Here is an 18,342-nt window from a genome sequence, read left to right as displayed (position 1 = left end):
GGTTAACCCAGCTTGTCCAGCATCTCCTTGGTCACCAGCACAATGCCCTGCTCGGAACGATAGAAGCGGCGTGCATCCTCATCGGCATTCTCGCCCACCACCAGCCCGTCTGGCACCTTGCAGCCCTTGTCCACCACCACCCGGCGCAGACGGCAGCCAGTACCGATCTCGACCCCCGGGAAGATGACTGCCTGATCGAGAGTACAGAAGGAGTGCACCCGTACGTTGGTAAAGAGCACCGAGTTGAGCACGAACGAACCGCTGACGATGGTTCCGCCGGCAAACATGGAGTTGATGGTCATGCCGTGCTGGCCATTTCTGTCCTGCACGAACTTGGCGGGCGGCGTCAGGGTCTGGCTGGTCCAGATAGGCCAGTTTTGATCGTAAATATCGAGCTCGGGCAACACGGAGGCGAGGTCCATGTTCGCTTCCCAGAATGAATCCAGGGTACCAACATCACGCCAGTAGGGCTTTTGTCCCTCGCGCGCCCCGACACAGGACATGTTGAAGGGGTGAGCAAAGGCCAGCCCCTCCTCCACGATGCGGGGGATCACATCCATCCCGAAGTCGTGTTTGGAGTCCTGGTTTAGAATGTCTTCCTCCAGCAGCTGGTAGAGATACTCCGCCTCGAAGATGTAGATCCCCATGGAAGCAAGGGAGCGATCATCACACCCCGGCATGGCGGGCGGGTTGGCCGGCTTTTCGACGAAGGCGCGGATCTTGCGCTGCTCGTCGATATCCATGATGCCGAAGGCTGACGCCTCGGCGCGCGGCACCTCGATGCAGGCTACCGTGACCTTGGCACCGAGACGCACGTGATCGAGCAGCATGGCGGCGTAGTCCATCTTGTAGATGTGATCCCCCGCCAGCACCACTATGTATTTGGGGCCGTAGTCGCGAATGATGTCGACGTTCTGATAGATGGCATCGGCAGTACCGCGATACCAGTGCACCTCGTCCACCCGCTGCTGGGCAGGCAGCAGATCGATGAACTCGTTCATCTGGTAGCGCAGGAAAGACCAGCCTGATTGCAGATGGCGCAGCAGGCTGTGAGATTTGTACTGGGTCACCACCCCCACGCGGCGGATCCCCGAGTTGATACAGTTGGAGAGTACAAAATCGATGATGCGGAACTTGCCGCCGAAATGGACGGCCGGCTTGGCGCGGTTGTCGGTCAACTGCTTCAGGCGACTGCCACGTCCTCCCGCCAACACCAGTGCCATACTCTGGTTCAACAACTGACGTGCTTTGGCACTATTTTCGGGCTCTAACAACATGATTTACCTCTGCCTTGTTTGATCTATTTTCAACCCATCTTCGCCTGTTTCAGTAGCACTGAAAGTGGTTTCACTCACATTTAACCGATCTCAATTGGCCCTTTTATCCGAGTTGCGAGTCATAACATGTTTTGCTTGGTAAGCTTGGTTAAAATTTCCTCATAAAGCAGCCACTTCAAGGATGACAAGATGGTTCACAAGCTCGGACGCCCTCTCGTTTTGATCGCCATCATAGTGGCCATACCTCTATTGCTTCTGCAAGGGGTTTGGCTGGCTATGCAGAGCACTCCGCTGACGCTCGTTCTGATTCTGGGCACCACGCTGATCGGCATGGCCCTATTGCTGATGCTGGCTCTGCGCACTCTGGGCGGCATTCAGCAACATCAGGAACAGCTCTGGATAAAAGCACTGCGCAGCCGGGATCCGCAGTTACTGGAAACTCCCCGCTCGCAAGAAGCGTTGCAACAGTTGCTGGAGCAGTTTGAAAGCGCCGAGCAGCATGTCCATCGCCAACTCACCGAGCTGAGCAATCTGGCCACTACCGACGAGCTGACCCAGCTGCTCAACCGCCACGCCTTTCGCCGCGACATGACCGAGTTGCTGCAGCGGGATCAGGATACCCAGACTGCGACGCTGGTGCTGGTGCGCGCCACCGAGCTTGGCAAGATCAACGCCCAGCGGGGTTTTCAATCGGGGGATGCCTACATCAAGGACATGGCTGCACTCATCAAGCGAGTGGTCAGCCGGTTTCCCGGCAACCAGGTCTATCGCATCTCGGGGGCAGACTTCGCGGTGCTGGTGCAACCAGCTGCCAATATCCCCCCTCACCTGCTGGGGCAGGATCTGAAAGTCGCGTTCGATCACTATCAGGAGCAACACGAGCTGGAGAGCACCGGTTACTCCGGGCTGACCAAGCTCAGCAGCGGCCAAAAAATCGAGGCCGTGCTGGCCCGGGCCGATCTGGCACTGGCCCGCGCCCAGACCGAAACCATCAATGGCTGGGCCATTCAGCAGGATGACAATGTCTCCGACATGCAGGGCCAGCAACACTGGCGCGACGTATTGACCGAGGTGCTGGCGCAGGAGCGGCTCGGCTTTACCTATCAGCCCATCCAGCCGCTGCATCGCAGCATGCTGGCCTACAACGAGATCTATACCCGCTTTGCTGGCAGCGATGGCACGGCGCTGCCCACCGATACCCTCTTTGCCATGGCACAGCGGCTGGATATGGTGATGCGACTGGAGCAGCTGGTCATCACCCACATCATGCGCCAGTACCGGGCATTTGGCTCCAACCAGAGTCGCTGGGGGATCAATCTTTCATCCAACCTGTTGCAAAACAGCACCTTTCTGATCTGGCTGGACAGACAGCTGCTCAAGGATCCCAACACCAGTGCCAATCTGGTGTTTGAACTCGACGAGGAGCATCTGGAGCGCAATCTGACCGGTGCCAAGCGGGTGTTTGAGCTGCTCAGGCGCAATGGCAGCCGCTCGGCCATCGCCAACTTCGGCAAGGGGATCGGCTCATTCACCCTGTTTCGCGAACTGAAACCTGACTACATCAAGCTCGACCCCGCGCTCATCACCGGACTGGAGCAGGATCAGACCAACCAGCAATTTGTGCGGATGATTGTCGATGTATCGCACCGGATGGGGTGCCAGGTGATTGCCGAGGGGGTTGAGCAGTTGGGCCAGAAGCAGCTGCTGCAGGGAATGTATGTGGATGGACTGCAAGGCTACCTGATCGCCCGGCCGCAACCTTTGCGACCGGATATCAGCCAGCTTGGTCTCTTTACTGAGGATGTTTCAACTTCAACAGAGTCAGAATGATCTCGTTGAGCTGGCGGTAACGCTCCAGCTCTTTCTGATCGTAACGGGTAGCCAGGGTGGTGGGGTTGTGGCGGTTCTTGAGGTAACGATTGATCTGCAGGCGATTGAACCCCGCCACCTGATAAACCTGTGCCAGCAGGGTATTCAACTCCTCATTATCCAGACCGGCTCTTGCCAGATAGTGGCTGTCGGCCGGGCTTTCGGTCTGGAAACTCCACTTGCCGATACGGCCACTCTCTTGCAGATAGGCAAGCCACTGCTCGACATAGAGCGGTTTGCAGCCAGCCAGCAGATTGAAGAAGCCGACCGAATCGCAGCGACAGCCGCTCAGCAGCACGACCGCCAGTGCATCATCGTCACACTGGAAAATGACCGGCCCGGATTGTGCCCAGTCCAGCGCCTGGATGCGGATGCTGGCCCGTCCTCCCGTCGCACCTGCGACATCGAATAGAAACATGGCGCCCCCCATGGCAAAAGGTTGATGATGGACCATCCCCCGGCGAGGTGCAAAGGCAAATTGGCATTTAACTCATCAACGTGGCCATTCGACCATAAAAAAGACCGGTATTCTCACGAATACCGGTCTGCCCTGTACGCTCAGTGCATCAGTGGAGGCGCTTTCAGGCGTCCAGTTCAACCAGCGCTTTGGCCAGCTCAATGGGTTCGAGCTCCTGGCCTTCCAGATCGGCGTTCCAGTTCGGGCCGACCAGCACATCGTCCTCATCCAGATCGTTGATCCAGATATCGAGAAACTCTTCCAGATCAATTACTTCCGGCTCGTAATCGGCCCACTCGTCCACGCAGTGCAGACGGGCATCTTCTTCGGCAGACCAGAGCGGCATGACGTCGGCATCTTCAAACTCGGCAGAGCGGCAGACCACCCAGTCCTCACCATAGCGCAGGCCCCACACCTGACCCGACTCGCGGACTTGTTCGATAAAAAGTTGGAAATTGGCGTCAAGGTTCTCGGTAAGCATGCTCATGGGGCTCTCTCATTTTCTCAGGTGCGGCGGCATTGCCGGCCGGCAATGCGGTGGCCAAATGGTGTCGCAAAAGCGACATGGACTCAAGCATATTGGGATTATTGATGAAAAAAGGGGCCTGAAGGCCCCTTTTCACGTCAAAACATCTGCCAATGGCGGTGTTTTGCAACAATTCGGGATCAACGCTCCCAGTAAACCTCTTCCAGACTGTCCTCTTTCTCCGGCAGACCGCGAGAGAGACGCGGGCTGCTCTGGGCCAGCACCTCGTAACTCACCCGGTTGGCGTACTTGCACACCTGAGAGAGCGAAGAGTAGGTGAGGAACTCGGAGATGTGCTTGGCAGAGTTGGGCACATTCATCCGGTGATAGGAGTTGGCCACCATGTCGTGCAGCACGGCGGAAAGTGCACCATCCCCTGCCCCGTTGGTGTTCTTGATCTTCTCAGGCCCGCCCATGTAGGGAGAGATATGGGAGTAGATCCGCACCGGCTTGCGGCACTTGGCGCGCGCCATGGGGCGGCTGAACTCGTACATGTTGAACTCGGGAATAACCCCGGGCAGCAGCGGCAAGGTGGTTTCGCGCTTGAAGTCATCTTCGGTGTAGGCAGCCATATAGAGCCCCACCGGACCGGCGGTACAAAGCACCATGTCAGCCCAGTCAAGCGCCTTGTCGGCTGCGGCCAGCGGATCGGAGAAACCGGTCAGGGCCTCGCCCTCCTCCTCGTTCATGGCGAGCACGGTGACGTTTTCGCTGATGAAGTCACGCCACCACTGGGGGTCAGACTCGATGACGAAACGGGTACCCAAAGTCAGCACCACCGGCACACCAGCCTCGCGGGCATAACGCACAGCGGCCATTGCGGCATCTTTCATGGGAGTGCCATCTTCACCGCGCACCAGATAGGCAGTGATGACCAGCGCGGAGGACTCCTTGATGATCTCTTCGGGGATGTGCTCGACATCCAGATGATCCATCTTGCCGGCGTTGATGCCAAAGCTGCGCTCGCCCCCTTCAGTGATGAAGGTAAAGCAGCGACCAACCGGGCCGTCTACCGGCTGCAGGTAGTCGAGGTTGACGCGAGAAGAGGTATTGCAGAGGTAACGATAGGCGTAGCTGCCGATGCGGATATCCTGGCTCATGACGCCAAGCAGGATGGAGTGGGAATCAGCCAGCACCGAGTAGTTGTGCATGGTGTTGCCGATGGTGCCACCAGCAAATTCGCTCACTACCATGTTATTGCTCTTGAGCTCGTCGTAGATCTGCTCGGCCACTTCATCGGAGATGAGCATGGAGTGGCCACGGCTCAGGCCATAACGCTCGAGAAACGCCAGATCGACATGGGCTTCGATGTCGACCAGCGTCTGGTCAATCCCGACCACATAGGCCTTGCCCCGCTCCGAAAGCACCGCACTCTGGGAGATGAGGGGATCACGACGATCCACAGGAAAGTAGTGTTTGGACTTGCGCTGACCGGGAAATTTCATGGCAATGTTCTTGTGCTCTGGGGGAAAGAGGGGCGGGATTTTAACACAATCTGTCGCACCGAAAAGTCGCTCTGTTTAAATAATGGAGTCAGTATAGACAAGGGTTGCGAGGAAAAACGTTTGCCATTTAACCACAAAAAAACCACCCGAAAGCGGGCGGTTTTTGACATGCGATCCAAAGGGAGGATTCACCCGTTGATCAAGCCGTGAAAAAGGGTCAACCCGGAGAACAGCCCGAGGGATAGCCAGAACAGCAAGGTGCCAACGAAACGGGGCACATTGGGTGCTCGCGGGATCTGTATGCCAATGGCATGCAGTACGCGACCAACCAGCAGCATGATGCCGCCGGCATGCAGCAAGAGTGCGCTGGCACCGGCCATTTCACTCAGGGCCATCAGCAACAGGGTTAGCGGTACGTACTCGGCAAAGTTGCCGTGAGCCCGGATCGCCGCCAACAACTCAGGGGCCTCCCCCTGCCCTATCATCACCCCGAACTGGGCGCGGCGTCTGACCACCCAGGCAGAGAGCCCCAGAAACAGCAGCCCCAGCAAGCCTGCGTAGATCAGCGTGATATGTACCATGACTCGACTCCTTGTTTAACTGACTGTCGGTCACTCATGCCAATTCACGGCAAATGAGCGAGACCATCATCCTTATATGGGCCTGATCGCAGTTGAGCGCCGGAATATAGCCAAACTCCTCGCCACCTGCAGCCAGGAAGATCTCCTTGTTCTGCACCTGGATCTCCTCCAGCGTTTCAAGGCAATCGGCGGCAAAGGCCGGGCAGATCACATCGAGTCGCTTGATGCCTCGGGCAGGCATGCCACCCACCGTCTCATCGGTATAGGGCTTGAGCCACTCCTCCTTGCCAAAGCGCGACTGGAAACTGGCGGTCCACTGTCCCGCCTCCAGCCCGAGCGCATCGGCCAACAGAGATGCGGTATGGCGGCACTGATGACCGTAGGGATCGCCCTCCTGCTCGTAGCGCTCGGGGATACCGTGAAACGACATCAACAGATGTTCACCCCGGCCATGCTGCTCCCAGTGACGACGCACGCTCATCGCCAGTGCCTGAATGTATTCGGGGTGGGCATGGTAATCGCGAATGAGCCGCACCACGGGCAGGTTGCGCTCATGCTTCATCGCCCGGCCCCAGGCATCGAACACGGATGCCGTGGTACTGACCGAATATTGCGGATAGAGCGGCAACAGGATCACCCGGTTGACCCCCTTGGCCTTGAGTGCCTGCCACCCCTCCTCCAGCGAAGGAGAACCATAAGTCATGGCTAGCTCGACCGGTACATCGACCCCTTCACGCTTGAGCTCCTGCTCCAGCGCAGCCCGCTGCTGTTTACTGATCACCATCAGTGGCGAACCCTGCTCGGTCCACACCTGCTGATAGAGCTTGGCCACCTTGGGCGAGCGGGTTGGCAGAATGATGAAGTGGAGCAACGGGCACCAGAGGTAGCGTGGCAGATCGACGACCCGGGGATCGTGCAGAAACTGGCTGAGAAACGCTTTGACGGCGGAGGTAGTGGGGGCGGCTGGGGTACCCAGATTGACCAGCAAGATTCCGGTTTTCGTGGTCACATTGGCTTCCTGTCTATCTGTCATGATGCAAAAAAGGACCCGCTGGGCCCTTTTTATCATTTGCCTGATGGCCCAGGGGACTGTGCCGGCAGTAACGCTTAGCCCAGAATGGTGGCAAGCTGCTTGCTGACCAGATCAACCGGCTGGGTGCCATCGATCTTGACGTAACGGGTATTGCCCGCTTCCGCCTCTTTGCCATAGAAGCCGATGAGCGGAGCAGTCTGCTGATGGTATACATCCAGACGCTTGCGCACTGTGGTCTCTTCGTCGTCGGCACGGATCACCAGATCTTCGCCGGTCACGTCATCTTTACCTTCCACTTTCGGCGGGTTGAACACCACGTGGTAGGTACGGCCAGAGCCGGAGTGAACGCGACGGCCGCTCATGCGCTTGACGATCTCTTCGTCCGGCACATCGAACTCCAGCACGAAATCAACGTTGACACCGGCATCCTTCATGGCTTGCGCCTGAGGAATAGTGCGCGGGAAACCGTCCAACAGGAAGCCTTTGGCACAATCCGGCTGAGCGATGCGCTCCTTGACCAGACCGATGATGATGTCGTCAGAGACCAGCTGACCTGCGTCCATCACGGCTTTGGCCTTCAGACCGAGCTCGGTGCCCGCTTTGATCGCCGCACGCAGCATGTCGCCGGTGGAGATCTGGGGAATACCGTGTTTTTCCATGATGAACTGAGCCTGGGTACCTTTGCCGGCGCCCGGAGCCCCCAACAGAACAATGCGCATACACGCTCCTATTGATTGGTTATTCAAATCTTGCGAAGGCAAAAAAGTACACGGTTTCGCCCGTTTCTACAAGCTCGCGCCGCCTGAATGGCCACTTTATCGCCATAAAAAACGGCGACACGACGCCATACAAATTGACGGGCTTACGGGAAAAGTGAGTGAAAATTCAACAGGAGTGCTGACAGTGAGCTGATGACGGGGATAAAAAAATCCCGGCTCAAGGCCGGGAATTGCGCTCAAAAGTAACTACTTGTCGCTCGTAGTAGGAACAGCGCAATAGTAGTTGCGCCTCCTGTGCGTCAACAACTGTCAGATGTGACAGGGAGGCCGCTATGAAACCTGAACTGGGGGTCTGGCGACGAGATAAGCTCGGCTTCCAGCTTGCCAAAATAGGCAACCCGCTCGCTGATGTCCTCCCCCGCATACTGCTCGGCCAGCGCGAGGTAATCCTGATAGTGGCGCGCCTCGGAGCGCAGCAGGGAGACGTAGAAGCGCCCCAGCTCCTCGTCCAGATGGGGGGCAAGCTTGGCAAAACGCTCGCAGGAGCGCGCCTCGATATAGGCACCGATGATCATCTTGTCGACGATGGTGGCGGGCTCATGGGTGCGCACATGCTGCATCAGTTGCCGGGCATAGCGAGAAGCGGTGACCGGGCCATATTCGATGCCGCGGGCCTGCATGATCTCCAGCACCTGCTCGAAGTGGTGCAACTCCTCCTGAATGAGCCGCACCATGGGAAACAGCAGCGGATTGCGCTCAAGTTCAGCAAAGACCGAGCGATCAGACTCGCCCATGGTGCGCTTGCCCAGGATCTCGGCCTTCTCCGGAATGGCGTCCAGCTCGCGATAAAACTCCAGTTTGGGCAGCAGATGACGCTTTCCCTTGGGCAGGCAGTAGCGGCGCACCAGACTGTGTGCAGTGAGTGCAGCCTTGGTTTCACAGTTGGCGTGATCGATAAGCAGGGTTGGCAAACGGGCCGGATCCCGCGCCATTTCCACCCACTCGTCAGGGGTTTCACACTGCAAGAACTGGCGCACGGGGGCTAGCAGATCATCCATCTGAACTCTCGTTAAAGGCGTATGAGAAAAGTGGCCCTATGCTAGCGGATCAGCCGTTGCATGCCCATATCTGGCAAGATAAGCGCTGTTTTTTCAAACAGATGCCATCTCTCCCCTTTCGTCACCTCCCAGCAAAAACAACAATGGGAGCCAAGGCTCCCATTGCGTTATGCACACCAGCTAGAAGGAAAACGTTTAACTACCTTCGTTAAAAATTTCCAGATTGCTGGTCCCTTCCTGCCACTCGCGCACAGCCTTGCTGTCGTCGCTACGCAGGGCATTGAGGTGGTCAAGATAGGATTGATCCACATCGGAAGTGACATAGTGGCCATTGAATACCGAGGTCTCGAAGTGGCGCAGCTCGGGGTTGATCTCCCGCACCGCCGCTTCCAGATCTTCCAGATCCTGGAAGATGAGGCCATCAGCGCCAATAAGCTTGCACACCTCTTCCACTTCGCGGCCGTGGGCAATCAACTCGTTGGCGGTGGGCATATCGATACCGTAGACGTTGGGAAAGCGGATTTCCGGTGCCGCCGAAGCGAAGTAGACCTTGGCAGCCCCTGCTTCACGGGCCATCTGGATGATCTGCTCGGACGTGGTACCCCGAACGATGGAGTCATCCACCAGCAACACCTTCTTGCCCTTGAACTCGGAGCTGATGGCGTTGAGCTTGCGGCGAACCGACTTCTTGCGCTGGGTCTGACCCGGCATGATGAAGGTGCGGCCGATATAGCGGTTTTTCACGAAACCCTGACGGTATGGCAGATCCAGGGTGTGGGCGATCTCCAGTGCCACGTCGCAGGAGGTCTCGGGGATGGGGATGACCACGTCCACATCGAGATCTTCCCACTCGCGTGCAATCTTCTGACCCAGCTTGCGACCCATATTGAGGCGGGCGGCGTAGACCGACACCTTGTCGATGCACGAATCGGGACGGGCAAAGTAAACATATTCGAAGATGCAGGAGCTCATCTGCGGGTTCTCCGCGCACTGCTCGGAGAAGAGCTGGCCCTGCTCGGTGATGTAGATGGCCTCTCCCGGCGCGATGTCACGCACCGTCTCGAAACCGATGGCATCGAGCGCCACGCTCTCGGAGGCAAGCATGTACTCCACCTGCCCCTGCTCATCCTGACGACGGCCGAGGACCAGCGGGCGAATGCCGTTGGGATCACGGAACCCGATGAGGCCGTGGCCAATGACCAGCGCCACCACGGCATAGGCACCGCGGATCTGCTGATGGGTCTTGCGCACCGCAGCGAAGATGTCCGCAGGCGCCAGCGCCATCTTGTCACAACGGTCCAGCTCGTGAGCCAGCACGTTCAACAGCACTTCGGAATCCGAAGTGGTGTTGATGTGACGACGCGCGACGCGGAACTGCTGCTCCTTGAGCTCCTTGGCGTTGGTCAGGTTGCCGTTGTGGGCAAGCACGATCCCGTAAGGAGAGTTGACATAAAAAGGTTGGGCTTCTGCGGCACTGGAGCTGCCTGCGGTGGGATATCTGACATGACCGATGCCGATGTTCCCTTGCAGGCGCTGCATGTGGCGCACTTCAAACACGTCCTTGACCAGGCCATTGGCCTTGCGTTGCCGGAAGTTCCCACTGTCAATGGTCACAATCCCGGCGGCATCCTGTCCCCTGTGCTGCAACACCGTCAAGGCGTCGTAGAGGGCCTGATTGACGGGAGTGGTGCCTACTATACCGACAATACCACACATGTATTTGCTACCTCGAAGTCGCTATACCTGTTTAAGAAAACTCGAAGAGTTCAGCATGAACCCGAAAAACCACTGGATCACCGGCTTGAACTCCGGCACCAGCTTGGATGCCGCCCACCAGTCGCTCTGGGAGAGGCTGGTGAAGGTATCCATGAAAAAAAGCAGGGCACTGACGATCAGTACCCCGCGAATTGCGCCGAAGCAGACCCCGAGCACCCGATCGGTACCGGAGAGCCCCGTCTTGTCCACCAGCAGACCCACCACGTAGTTCACCACGCTGCCCAGGATCAGGGTTGCCACGAACAGGGCCGCGATGGCCAGACCGTTGCGCACCAGCGCATCGGAGAAAGAGGTAAAATAGGCGGCGAGATCAGGATAGAAATGGCTGGCAATAAAGAAGGCAACGAACCAGGTGACGAGAGACATGGCCTCTTTGACGAAGCCGCGCACCAGGCTGATGAGTGCAGAAAAACCGACAATGCCGATGATGGCGTAATCAATCCAGACCATAGAAAAAGATGTCCTGCGAAATTGCGGCGCAGTCTAACAAAAACGATTGCGCAATGCTTGATAAAATTGTGTTACATGTTCAAAGAGGCGCCGGAAACGCAGCTTTATTCACGATAAAAACGGTTGACCGGCGCCAGAATGCACAACGCCATGGCATGGCCATGGCGTTGTCGTCTGCAACGGGCGCTTACCCGATGTGGGTCAGGCCGCCCATGTAGGATTGCAGCGCAGCCGGGATGGCGATACGGCCATCTGCCTGCTGGTAGTTCTCGATCACCGCCACCAGAGTACGGCCTACAGCTAGACCGGAGCCATTCAGGGTGTGAATGAGCTGCGGCTTGCCATCGACACGCACGCGAGCCTGCATGCGGCGCGCCTGGAAGTCGGTGCAGTTGGAGACAGAGGAGATCTCGCGGTAGGTATTCTGGGCCGGCAGCCACACTTCCAGATCGTAGGTCTTGGCAGCGCAGAAGCCCATGTCACCGGTAGAGAGCGCCATCACGCGATACGGCAGCTCCAGCAGTTGCAGCACCTTCTCGGCGTGACCCACCATCTCTTCCAGCGCTTCCCAGGATTTCTCCGGGTGAACCAGCTGTACCATTTCGACCTTGTCGAACTGGTGCATACGGATGAGGCCACGGGTATCACGACCGTAAGAGCCAGCTTCGGAACGGAAGCACGGGCTGTGAGCGGTCATCTTGATCGGCAGCTCCTGCTCTTCGAAGATTTCGTCGCGCGCCATGTTGGTGAGCGGCACTTCGGAAGTCGGGATCAGGGAGAACTTGCGCACCTTGCCCTCTTCCTCCCCTTCGCCGTCAATACCGGTATTGAACAGATCCTGGGAGAACTTCGGCAGCTGGCCGGTACCGTACAGGCTGTCCGGGTTGACCAGATAAGGCACGTAGCACTCGGTGTAACCGTGCTGCAGGGTGTGCAGATCCAGCATGAACTGGGCCAGGGCGCGGTGCAGACGGGCAATCTGGCCCTTCATCACCACGAAACGGGAACCGGAGAGCTTGACGCCGTTCTTGAAATCAACGCCCTTGGCCGCTTCACCCAGATCGATGTGATCGCGTACCGGGAAGTCGAAGTGACGCGGGGTACCCCAGCGACGCACTTCCACGTTGTCGTTTTCGTCACGACCAACCGGGGTGGTTTCGCTCGGCAGGTTGGGGATGGCATCGGCAATGGTTTTCAGCTCGGCCAGCAAAGCATCCAGCTCAACCTTGCTGGTCTCCAGCTCGTCGTTGATCTTGGTCACTTCAGCCTTGAGCGGAGCAACATCTTCACCGCGACGGGCAGCCTCACCGATGGACTTGGAGCGGGCGTTGCGCTCGGCCTGCAGCTCCTGAGTACGGGACTGCAGATCCTTGCGCTTCTCTTCCAGAGCATTGACAGCCGCTACGTCAAGAGCGTAGCCACGTGTCGCCAGACGAGCGGCAGCTTCGTCGATGTCGCTGCGCAGATATTTGGGATCCAGCATGGGTTACCTACTTTTTGTAAAAGGGATCTGGGCCTGAGTCATCATGACGGGCGGGAAAACAGATCCGGAAGTTAACATCGGTTGGCGCCCCCGTCGTTTTGAGAGTCAGGCCTTCGAAATCAAGAAGATGGTATCAGGCCGAAACCAACGGGGTCAGAGGGGCAGTGTAGCAGACCGCCCCCCTGCCCGAACAGGGACTATTTGGGTCGTTTTTGCCAACTTGTGGGGTCAAACACCCCAATTATTCCGGTGTCTGACCAATTTTCATTCTGCTGGCCCAAATGGGGGACTATCGGCCCCGTTTTTGCGGGCTCTGTCGATCGAGCTCATGCAGATAATCGAGCTTCTGGCCGATCTGCTTTTCAAGGCCACGATCAGTCGGCTGATAGTACTGCTTGCCGGCAAGCTCGGGCGGGAAATACTCCTCGCCTGCGGCGTAAGCGCCCGGTTCGTCGTGGGCATAACGATACTCGGCGCCATAGCCCAGATCGCTCATCAGACGGGTCGGTGCGTTGCGCAGGTGCACCGGTACCTCGAAGTCGGGCAGGTTTTTGGCATCATTGAGCGCTGCCTTCCAGGCGGTATAGACCGCATTGCTCTTGGGCGCACAGGCAAGGTAGACGATCGCCTGGGCGATGGCCCGCTCCCCTTCCGCCGATCCGATGCGGTGGAAACAATCCCAGGCAGATAGCGCCACCTGCATGGCACGCGGATCGGCATTGCCCACATCTTCCGAGGCAATCGCCAGCAAGCGGCGGGCAATATAGAGCGGATCGCAGCCGGCACTCACCATACGGGCATACCAGTAGAGCGCCGCATCCGGCGCCGAGCCGCGAATGGATTTGTGTACTGCCGAGATGAGGTCGTAGAAGTGATCCCCCCCCTTGTCGAAGCGGGCCACATGTTCCCCCGCCACGGCGGCAAGCAGCGCGCTGTCGATAAGCTTGTGGCCGCTGCCATCAAGCTCGGCCATGTCAGCCAGCAGCTCCAGATAGTTGAGGGACTTGCGCCCGTCGCCATCTACCGCCTTGGCCAGTGCCTCTTTGACGCCAGGGGCAAAGGCAAGGGCCGGATCATTGAGACCGCGGGGATCCTGCATCGCCTGATCGATCATGGCGAGGATGTCCTCCTCCTCCAATCGCTTGAGCAGATAGACCCGGGCCCGGGAGAGCAGCGCGTTGTTGAGTTCGAACGAAGGGTTCTCGGTGGTAGCACCGATGAAGGTGATGGTGCCATCTTCGATGTGGGGCAGGAACACATCCTGCTGGCTCTTGTTGAAGCGGTGCACCTCGTCCACGAAGAGGATGGTGCGCACTCCGCGCCAGCTGTTCTCTTTGGCCTTGTCGATGGCGGCGCGGATCTCCTTGATGCCGGAGGTCACCGCCGAGAGTCGCTCCACTTCCGCCTGACAGTAGTGAGCCATCAGCTCCGCCAACGTGGTCTTGCCGGTCCCGGGTGGTCCCCACAGGATCATCGAGTGGCAGTGACCGGCCAGGATCGCTTTGCGCAGGGGCTTGTCAGGCCCCAGGATATGCTGCTGACCTATGTACTGGTCGAGGTTTTGCGGCCGCATCCGGGCCGCCAGCGGACGAAAGTCCGACGAGAAATCCAGCGAGAGATTGCTCATCAGCGCTGATCATCCAGCTCGACCCCCTTCGGGATCTTGAAGACAAATTCGTTGCCCTTGAGCACCGGCTTGCGGTTGAAGTTATTGAGGGTAAATTCGGTCCACTGCCCCTGCGCCTCTTTCACATCGAAGCGGCTGATGTTGTTGTCGCGATCGAAGGTGACACGGAAGGAGGCGATAAGCTCGCTCGGATCACGGCTGGTGACTGTGTAGACATCCCCCTGCTGGGTCACGTCGTAGTTCTTCCACAGCTTGTCGTCATTGCCGGTGATGAGCACGAAGGGAGTGTTGAGCACCGCATCCTTCAATTTAAGGGCGGTCACCTGCTCGACGAAGGGGTCATATACCCAGACATCCTTGCCATCGGCCACGATCAGGCTCTCGTCAGGCGCCGTGGTATGCCAGTTGAAATGGTTGGGACGCTGTACCACCAGATCACCGCTGGCGCGCTGCAGCTCCTTGCCCTTGCTGTCGTAGACAGTCTGGGAGAACTTGGCGGAGAAGAGGCTGACACTTGCCAGCTTCTGCTTGAGATCGCTGGCCGCGTCGGCCCACACCTGGCTGCTGGCAACCAGCAGCATGGATCCGATCAACAGCTGTTTTTTCATCATGCTTTTCATAACGACCATCTCGATAAAAGGCCACGCCCGTGAGGGGCATGGCCAGGATAACAGTAAAAGGGTGGGCCTTAGTCCCGCACCGGCGGCGGCGCCAGCACATCGCGCTGACCGTTGCCACCCGGGGCGCTCACAATGCCTTGATTTTCCATCTGCTCGATGAGACGAGCAGCCCGGTTGTAACCAATCTTGAACTTGCGCTGCACGCTGGAGGTCGAGCCACGGCGCGACTCCACCACGAAGGCGACCGCTTCGTCAAACAGGGGGTCGAGCTCTTCATCGTCACTACCGCCATATTCGCCGCTACCACCTTCACCGCCTGATTCACCGGAAAGGATCTCGTCGATGTAGTTCGGCTCGCCGCGCAGTTTCCAGTCCGCCACTACCTTGTGCACCTCGTGGTCATCGACAAAGGCGCCGTGTACCCGGGTCGGGTTGGAAGTACCGGCCGGCATGTAAAGCATGTCACCCATGCCGAGCAGAGATTCGGCGCCGCCCTGATCGATGATGGTACGGGAGTCGATCTTGCTCGACACCTGGAACGAGATACGGGTCGGGATGTTGGCCTTGATAAGACCGGTGATGACATCCACCGACGGACGCTGGGTCGCAAGGATAAGGTGAATACCGGCCGCCCGCGCTTTCTGGGCGATACGGGCAATGAGCTCTTCCACCTTCTTGCCGACGATCATCATCATGTCGGCAAACTCGTCCACCACCACCACGATATGGGGCAGCTTCTCCAGCTCCGGCGGCGTCTGATCCATGGAGTCGCCCGGACGCCACAGCGGATCCAGCAGGGGATCCCCCTCCTCGATGGCCGCCAGTACCTTGTCGTTGTAGCCCTTGAGGTTGCGCACCCCGACCGCCGACATCAGTTTGTAGCGACGCTCCATCTCGCCCACACACCAGCGCAGGGCATTGGCGGCATCCTTCATGTCGGTCACTACCTCGGTCAGGAGGTGCGGGATCCCTTCGTAGACCGACAATTCCAGCATCTTGGGGTCGATCATGATGAAGCGCAGATCGTCCGGCGAAGATTTGTAGAGCATGGAGATGATCATGGTGTTCACCCCCACCGACTTACCTGAACCCGTGGTACCGGCCACCAGCAGGTGCGGCATCTTGGCCAGGTTCACCACCACCGGCTCACCGGCGATATCCTGACCCAGGCCCATGGTGAGCGGGTTGCGGCTATCGCGGAACGCATCGCAGTCGAGGGTCTCGCGCAGGTAGACGGTCTGGCGCACCCGGTTGGGCAACTCGATCCCGACATAAGTTTTACCCGGGATCACCTCGACGACCCGCACGCTGCTGGCCGACAGAGAGCGGGCCAGATCGCGGGACAGGTTGGTGATCTTGCTCGCCTTCATGCCAGGCGCCAGATCCAGTTCAAAACGGGTGATGACCGGGCCCGGATAGACGCCGACCACCTTGGCCTGCACGTTGTAATCGGCAAGCTTGGCCTCCACCAGACGGCCCATCCGATCCAGCTCATCCTTGCTCATCATCTGGGTCTTGGCGGGTGGACGGTCCAACAGCTCCAGACTCGGCAGCGGCGGCAGGTTGGCCTGTACGCGGCGCTTGGGCTTGGTCGGCATGGCAACGACAGGTGCAACCGCTGCATCCTCGCCCTCGGCCCACGGCAGGTCGAGATCTTCATCGTCCTCATCATCGGCGACGGCAAGGGCGCTCTGGCGACGCGTGCTGGCAGGGGCTGGCCGTTTGGCCTTGACCACCGGTGCAGGTTCGTCGTCCTCATCATCAAACTGCGGGTCAAACTCGAAGGTGTCGTCGTCCAGTTCAGGCAACCACTCCTCCTTGGAGCCTTTCTGGTTTTTGCCCTTGGCGCGGCGACCCCAGTTACTGTGGGGATCGTCCTCATCCTCTTCATCGAGTTCGATGGCGCCCACGCCCCCTTCAAGCAGGGGATCCGGTCCCTCAACGCGAGGCTGACGCCAGCCGCCGGTCAACCAGCGACCCAGAGTACCCGGGAAGTGGTAGATGGCACTGACGGAGCCGGTGCAGGCGGCACCGATGCGCTCGACGATGGTGAGCCAGGACCAGCCGGTAAACAGGGTAATGCCGGTTGCCACGAAGCAGAGCAGCATCAGGTTGGCACCCACACCGCCAAACAGCGGTACCACGGCGGAGGCGATGACATCCCCTACCAGACCACCGGCGGAGAAGTTCTGCAGATCGTTGAAGTTCATGCTGGCGATGGCCGACATGCCGAGCACGGTCAGGATAAAGCCGATGATCCGCACCCCGAGGGTGAGGTAATCCACATCGAGCAGACGGCTTGGCCGCCAGAAGAGACTCCAGCCCAACAGCACCACCAGTGGCGGAACCAGATAGGAGAAGGCACCAAAGGTAAACATGGTGATATCGGCAAGCCAGGCGCCTGCGCTGCCGGCGAGGTTCTTGACCTCCCCTTCCCACGAGGTCTGGGACCAACCGGGATCGGCGGGATGATAGGACAACAGGGCAAGCAGAAGATAAGCGGCCATCAGGGTGATGGCGATCAAGACGGCTTCGAAGATCCGTTGTGTACCTGATAAAGGAGTAAACAGCTTTTTATCGGCCAAACTCCGGCTCCTTTCTGAAAACATGTAATGCAGGAAATAAGGGGGCCTAGTATCCCCGAAAAGCCCATCGATTGTCAGCCTGTGCCTGATGGGACGGGGCCATATTTGCAATCATCTTTACAAGAAGAAACGAGCGGACCGGCCGCTCGTTTCTGACTGTCGCAGTGTCTCATATGGAAAAGAAACCACGGCATAATCTGCTTTATCGGGTGCTGATCACCAGACGGCTGCTCTGCTTGACCTCCTCCATCACCACGTAGGTGCGGGTGTCATTGACCCCCGGCAAGCGCAGCAGGGTCTCACCCAGCAGGCGGCGATAAGCCGACATGTCGCTTACCCGGGTCTTGAGCAGGTAGTCGAAATCACCCGAGACCAGATGACACTCCTGGATCTCCTCGAGCACCTGAACAGCCTTGTTGAACTGTTCAAACACATCGGGGGCTCCACGGTTGAGGGTAATTTCCACAAAGACCAGCAGAGACGCATCCAGATAATGAGGGTTCAGAATCGCGGCATACCCTTCGATATAGCCTTGTCGCTCGAGGCGACGAACCCGTTCCAGACACGGTGTAGGACTCAGGCCAACTCGTTTGGACAACTCAACATTCGAGATCCTGCCATCCTTTTGCAGTTCATTGAGAATGTTGCGGTCAATCCTGTCCAAATCCTTTAGCCGACTCTTAGCTTCCATCATTTTATTCCATCCTTTGGCTATTTTTTGGTAAGAATCACCATTCATTTTATAATTATGGTCACAAATCCTGTCAATACCTGAATATACTAGGCGCAAATGTTGGTTAACATTTTGGCAACATGAAACACCAATCGATAGACGA

At 58.2% G+C, this 18,342-nt stretch carries 16 protein-coding genes; 1 reads left to right on the top strand and 15 read right to left on the bottom strand.

Translation table 11 applies throughout. The annotated features are described in order from the left end of the window. Nucleotides 1–2: 2 nt before the first annotated feature. The gene (gene glgC, locus AAHA39_RS01990; RefSeq protein ID WP_041207494.1) at nt 3–1,277 is read right to left on the bottom strand and encodes a glucose-1-phosphate adenylyltransferase; all 1,275 of its coding nucleotides are present in this window, start codon (nt 1,275–1,277) and stop codon (nt 3–5) included. Between the two features lie 189 nt (nt 1,278–1,466). Here glgC and AAHA39_RS01985 point away from each other — a divergent pair, with 189 nt between their 5' ends. Continuing rightward, nucleotides 1,467–3,107 (top strand): EAL domain-containing protein, encoded by a 1,641-nt coding sequence (locus tag AAHA39_RS01985; RefSeq protein ID WP_320656062.1) that lies wholly within the window; start codon nt 1,467–1,469, stop codon nt 3,105–3,107. Here AAHA39_RS01985 and AAHA39_RS01980 read toward each other — a convergent pair. The 14 genes from AAHA39_RS01980 to lrp all read right to left on the bottom strand — a co-directional run bounded on the left by AAHA39_RS01980 (nt 3,070) and on the right by lrp (nt 18,200). Beyond that, nucleotides 3,070–3,564, bottom strand: coding sequence for a hypothetical protein (locus AAHA39_RS01980; protein ID WP_033115182.1), 495 nt, complete (start codon nt 3,562–3,564; stop codon nt 3,070–3,072). The genes AAHA39_RS01985 and AAHA39_RS01980 overlap by 38 nt on opposite strands. Nucleotides 3,565–3,727: 163 nt before the next feature. Beyond that, entirely contained in the window at nt 3,728–4,090 is a 363-nt protein-coding gene (locus AAHA39_RS01975) for a DUF2750 domain-containing protein (RefSeq protein ID WP_033115181.1), read from the bottom strand. Nucleotides 4,091–4,269: 179 nt separating this feature from the next. Continuing rightward, on the bottom strand, nt 4,270–5,574 hold the full coding sequence (locus AAHA39_RS01970; RefSeq protein ID WP_033115180.1) for an inosine/guanosine kinase: 1,305 nt from the start codon (nt 5,572–5,574) through the stop codon (nt 4,270–4,272). Between the two features lie 188 nt (nt 5,575–5,762). Beyond that, entirely contained in the window at nt 5,763–6,155 is a 393-nt protein-coding gene (locus AAHA39_RS01965; RefSeq protein ID WP_236763544.1) for an MAPEG family protein, read from the bottom strand. A gap of 34 nt (nt 6,156–6,189) precedes the next feature. Continuing rightward, entirely contained in the window at nt 6,190–7,164 is a 975-nt protein-coding gene (gene hemH, locus AAHA39_RS01960; RefSeq protein WP_320656063.1) for a ferrochelatase, read from the bottom strand. A 98-nt stretch (nt 7,165–7,262) separates the two neighbouring features. Continuing rightward, nucleotides 7,263–7,907 (bottom strand): adenylate kinase, encoded by a 645-nt coding sequence (gene adk, locus AAHA39_RS01955; protein WP_041207488.1) that lies wholly within the window; start codon nt 7,905–7,907, stop codon nt 7,263–7,265. Nucleotides 7,908–8,206: 299 nt separating this feature from the next. Continuing rightward, complete coding sequence (gene miaE, locus AAHA39_RS01950; RefSeq protein ID WP_041207487.1) at nt 8,207–8,965, bottom strand: tRNA isopentenyl-2-thiomethyl-A-37 hydroxylase MiaE; 759 nt, start codon at nt 8,963–8,965, stop codon at nt 8,207–8,209. Between the two features lie 195 nt (nt 8,966–9,160). After that, the gene (gene purF, locus AAHA39_RS01945) at nt 9,161–10,681 is read right to left on the bottom strand and encodes an amidophosphoribosyltransferase (protein ID WP_033115175.1); all 1,521 of its coding nucleotides are present in this window, start codon (nt 10,679–10,681) and stop codon (nt 9,161–9,163) included. A 21-nt stretch (nt 10,682–10,702) separates the two neighbouring features. Further along, a complete protein-coding gene (locus tag AAHA39_RS01940; RefSeq protein ID WP_033115174.1) occupies nt 10,703–11,191 on the bottom strand; it encodes a CvpA family protein in 489 nt (162 codons plus the stop codon). Nucleotides 11,192–11,378: 187 nt separating this feature from the next. Next, nucleotides 11,379–12,674 (bottom strand): serine--tRNA ligase, encoded by a 1,296-nt coding sequence (gene serS / locus AAHA39_RS01935; RefSeq protein WP_017785405.1) that lies wholly within the window; start codon nt 12,672–12,674, stop codon nt 11,379–11,381. Between the two features lie 289 nt (nt 12,675–12,963). Next, complete coding sequence (locus AAHA39_RS01930) at nt 12,964–14,301, bottom strand: replication-associated recombination protein A (RefSeq protein WP_320656064.1); 1,338 nt, start codon at nt 14,299–14,301, stop codon at nt 12,964–12,966. Next, nucleotides 14,301–14,909: an outer membrane lipoprotein chaperone LolA gene (gene lolA, locus AAHA39_RS01925; protein WP_033115213.1), complete on the bottom strand. Its 609-nt coding sequence runs from the start codon at nt 14,907–14,909 to the stop codon at nt 14,301–14,303. The genes AAHA39_RS01930 and lolA overlap by 1 nt, the downstream gene beginning before the upstream one ends. Nucleotides 14,910–14,989: 80 nt before the next feature. After that, entirely contained in the window at nt 14,990–17,506 is a 2,517-nt protein-coding gene (locus AAHA39_RS01920) for a DNA translocase FtsK (RefSeq protein WP_209298706.1), read from the bottom strand. A gap of 202 nt (nt 17,507–17,708) precedes the next feature. Further along, nucleotides 17,709–18,200: a leucine-responsive transcriptional regulator Lrp gene (gene lrp, locus AAHA39_RS01915; RefSeq protein WP_005300047.1), complete on the bottom strand. Its 492-nt coding sequence runs from the start codon at nt 18,198–18,200 to the stop codon at nt 17,709–17,711. Between the last annotated feature and the right edge of the window lie 142 nt (nt 18,201–18,342).

Source organism: Aeromonas sp. SE22, assembly GCF_038739755.1.
GTDB lineage: Bacteria > Pseudomonadota > Gammaproteobacteria > Enterobacterales > Aeromonadaceae > Aeromonas > Aeromonas jandaei.
This window is presented reverse-complemented; position numbering and strand designations above follow the sequence as displayed.

Bases quoted from the DNA above. Each gene is read 5' to 3' on its own strand.
- glgC (WP_041207494.1), bottom strand. From the start codon at position 1,277: ATGTTGTTAGAGCCCGAAAATAGTGCCAAAGCACGTCAGTTGTTGAAC.
- AAHA39_RS01985 (WP_320656062.1), top strand. From the start codon at position 1,467: ATGGTTCACAAGCTCGGACGCCCTCTCGTTTTGATCGCCATCATAGTG.
- AAHA39_RS01980 (WP_033115182.1), bottom strand. From the start codon at position 3,564: ATGTTTCTATTCGATGTCGCAGGTGCGACGGGAGGACGGGCCAGCATC.
- AAHA39_RS01975 (WP_033115181.1), bottom strand. From the start codon at position 4,090: ATGAGCATGCTTACCGAGAACCTTGACGCCAATTTCCAACTTTTTATC.
- AAHA39_RS01970 (WP_033115180.1), bottom strand. From the start codon at position 5,574: ATGAAATTTCCCGGTCAGCGCAAGTCCAAACACTACTTTCCTGTGGAT.
- AAHA39_RS01965 (WP_236763544.1), bottom strand. From the start codon at position 6,155: ATGGTACATATCACGCTGATCTACGCAGGCTTGCTGGGGCTGCTGTTT.
- adk (WP_041207488.1), bottom strand. From the start codon at position 7,907: ATGCGCATTGTTCTGTTGGGGGCTCCGGGCGCCGGCAAAGGTACCCAG.
- miaE (WP_041207487.1), bottom strand. From the start codon at position 8,965: ATGGATGATCTGCTAGCCCCCGTGCGCCAGTTCTTGCAGTGTGAAACC.
- purF (WP_033115175.1), bottom strand. From the start codon at position 10,681: ATGTGTGGTATTGTCGGTATAGTAGGCACCACTCCCGTCAATCAGGCC.
- AAHA39_RS01940 (WP_033115174.1), bottom strand. From the start codon at position 11,191: ATGGTCTGGATTGATTACGCCATCATCGGCATTGTCGGTTTTTCTGCA.
- serS (WP_017785405.1), bottom strand. From the start codon at position 12,674: ATGCTGGATCCCAAATATCTGCGCAGCGACATCGACGAAGCTGCCGCT.
- AAHA39_RS01930 (WP_320656064.1), bottom strand. From the start codon at position 14,301: ATGAGCAATCTCTCGCTGGATTTCTCGTCGGACTTTCGTCCGCTGGCG.
- lolA (WP_033115213.1), bottom strand. From the start codon at position 14,909: ATGAAAAAACAGCTGTTGATCGGATCCATGCTGCTGGTTGCCAGCAGC.
- lrp (WP_005300047.1), bottom strand. From the start codon at position 18,200: ATGATGGAAGCTAAGAGTCGGCTAAAGGATTTGGACAGGATTGACCGC.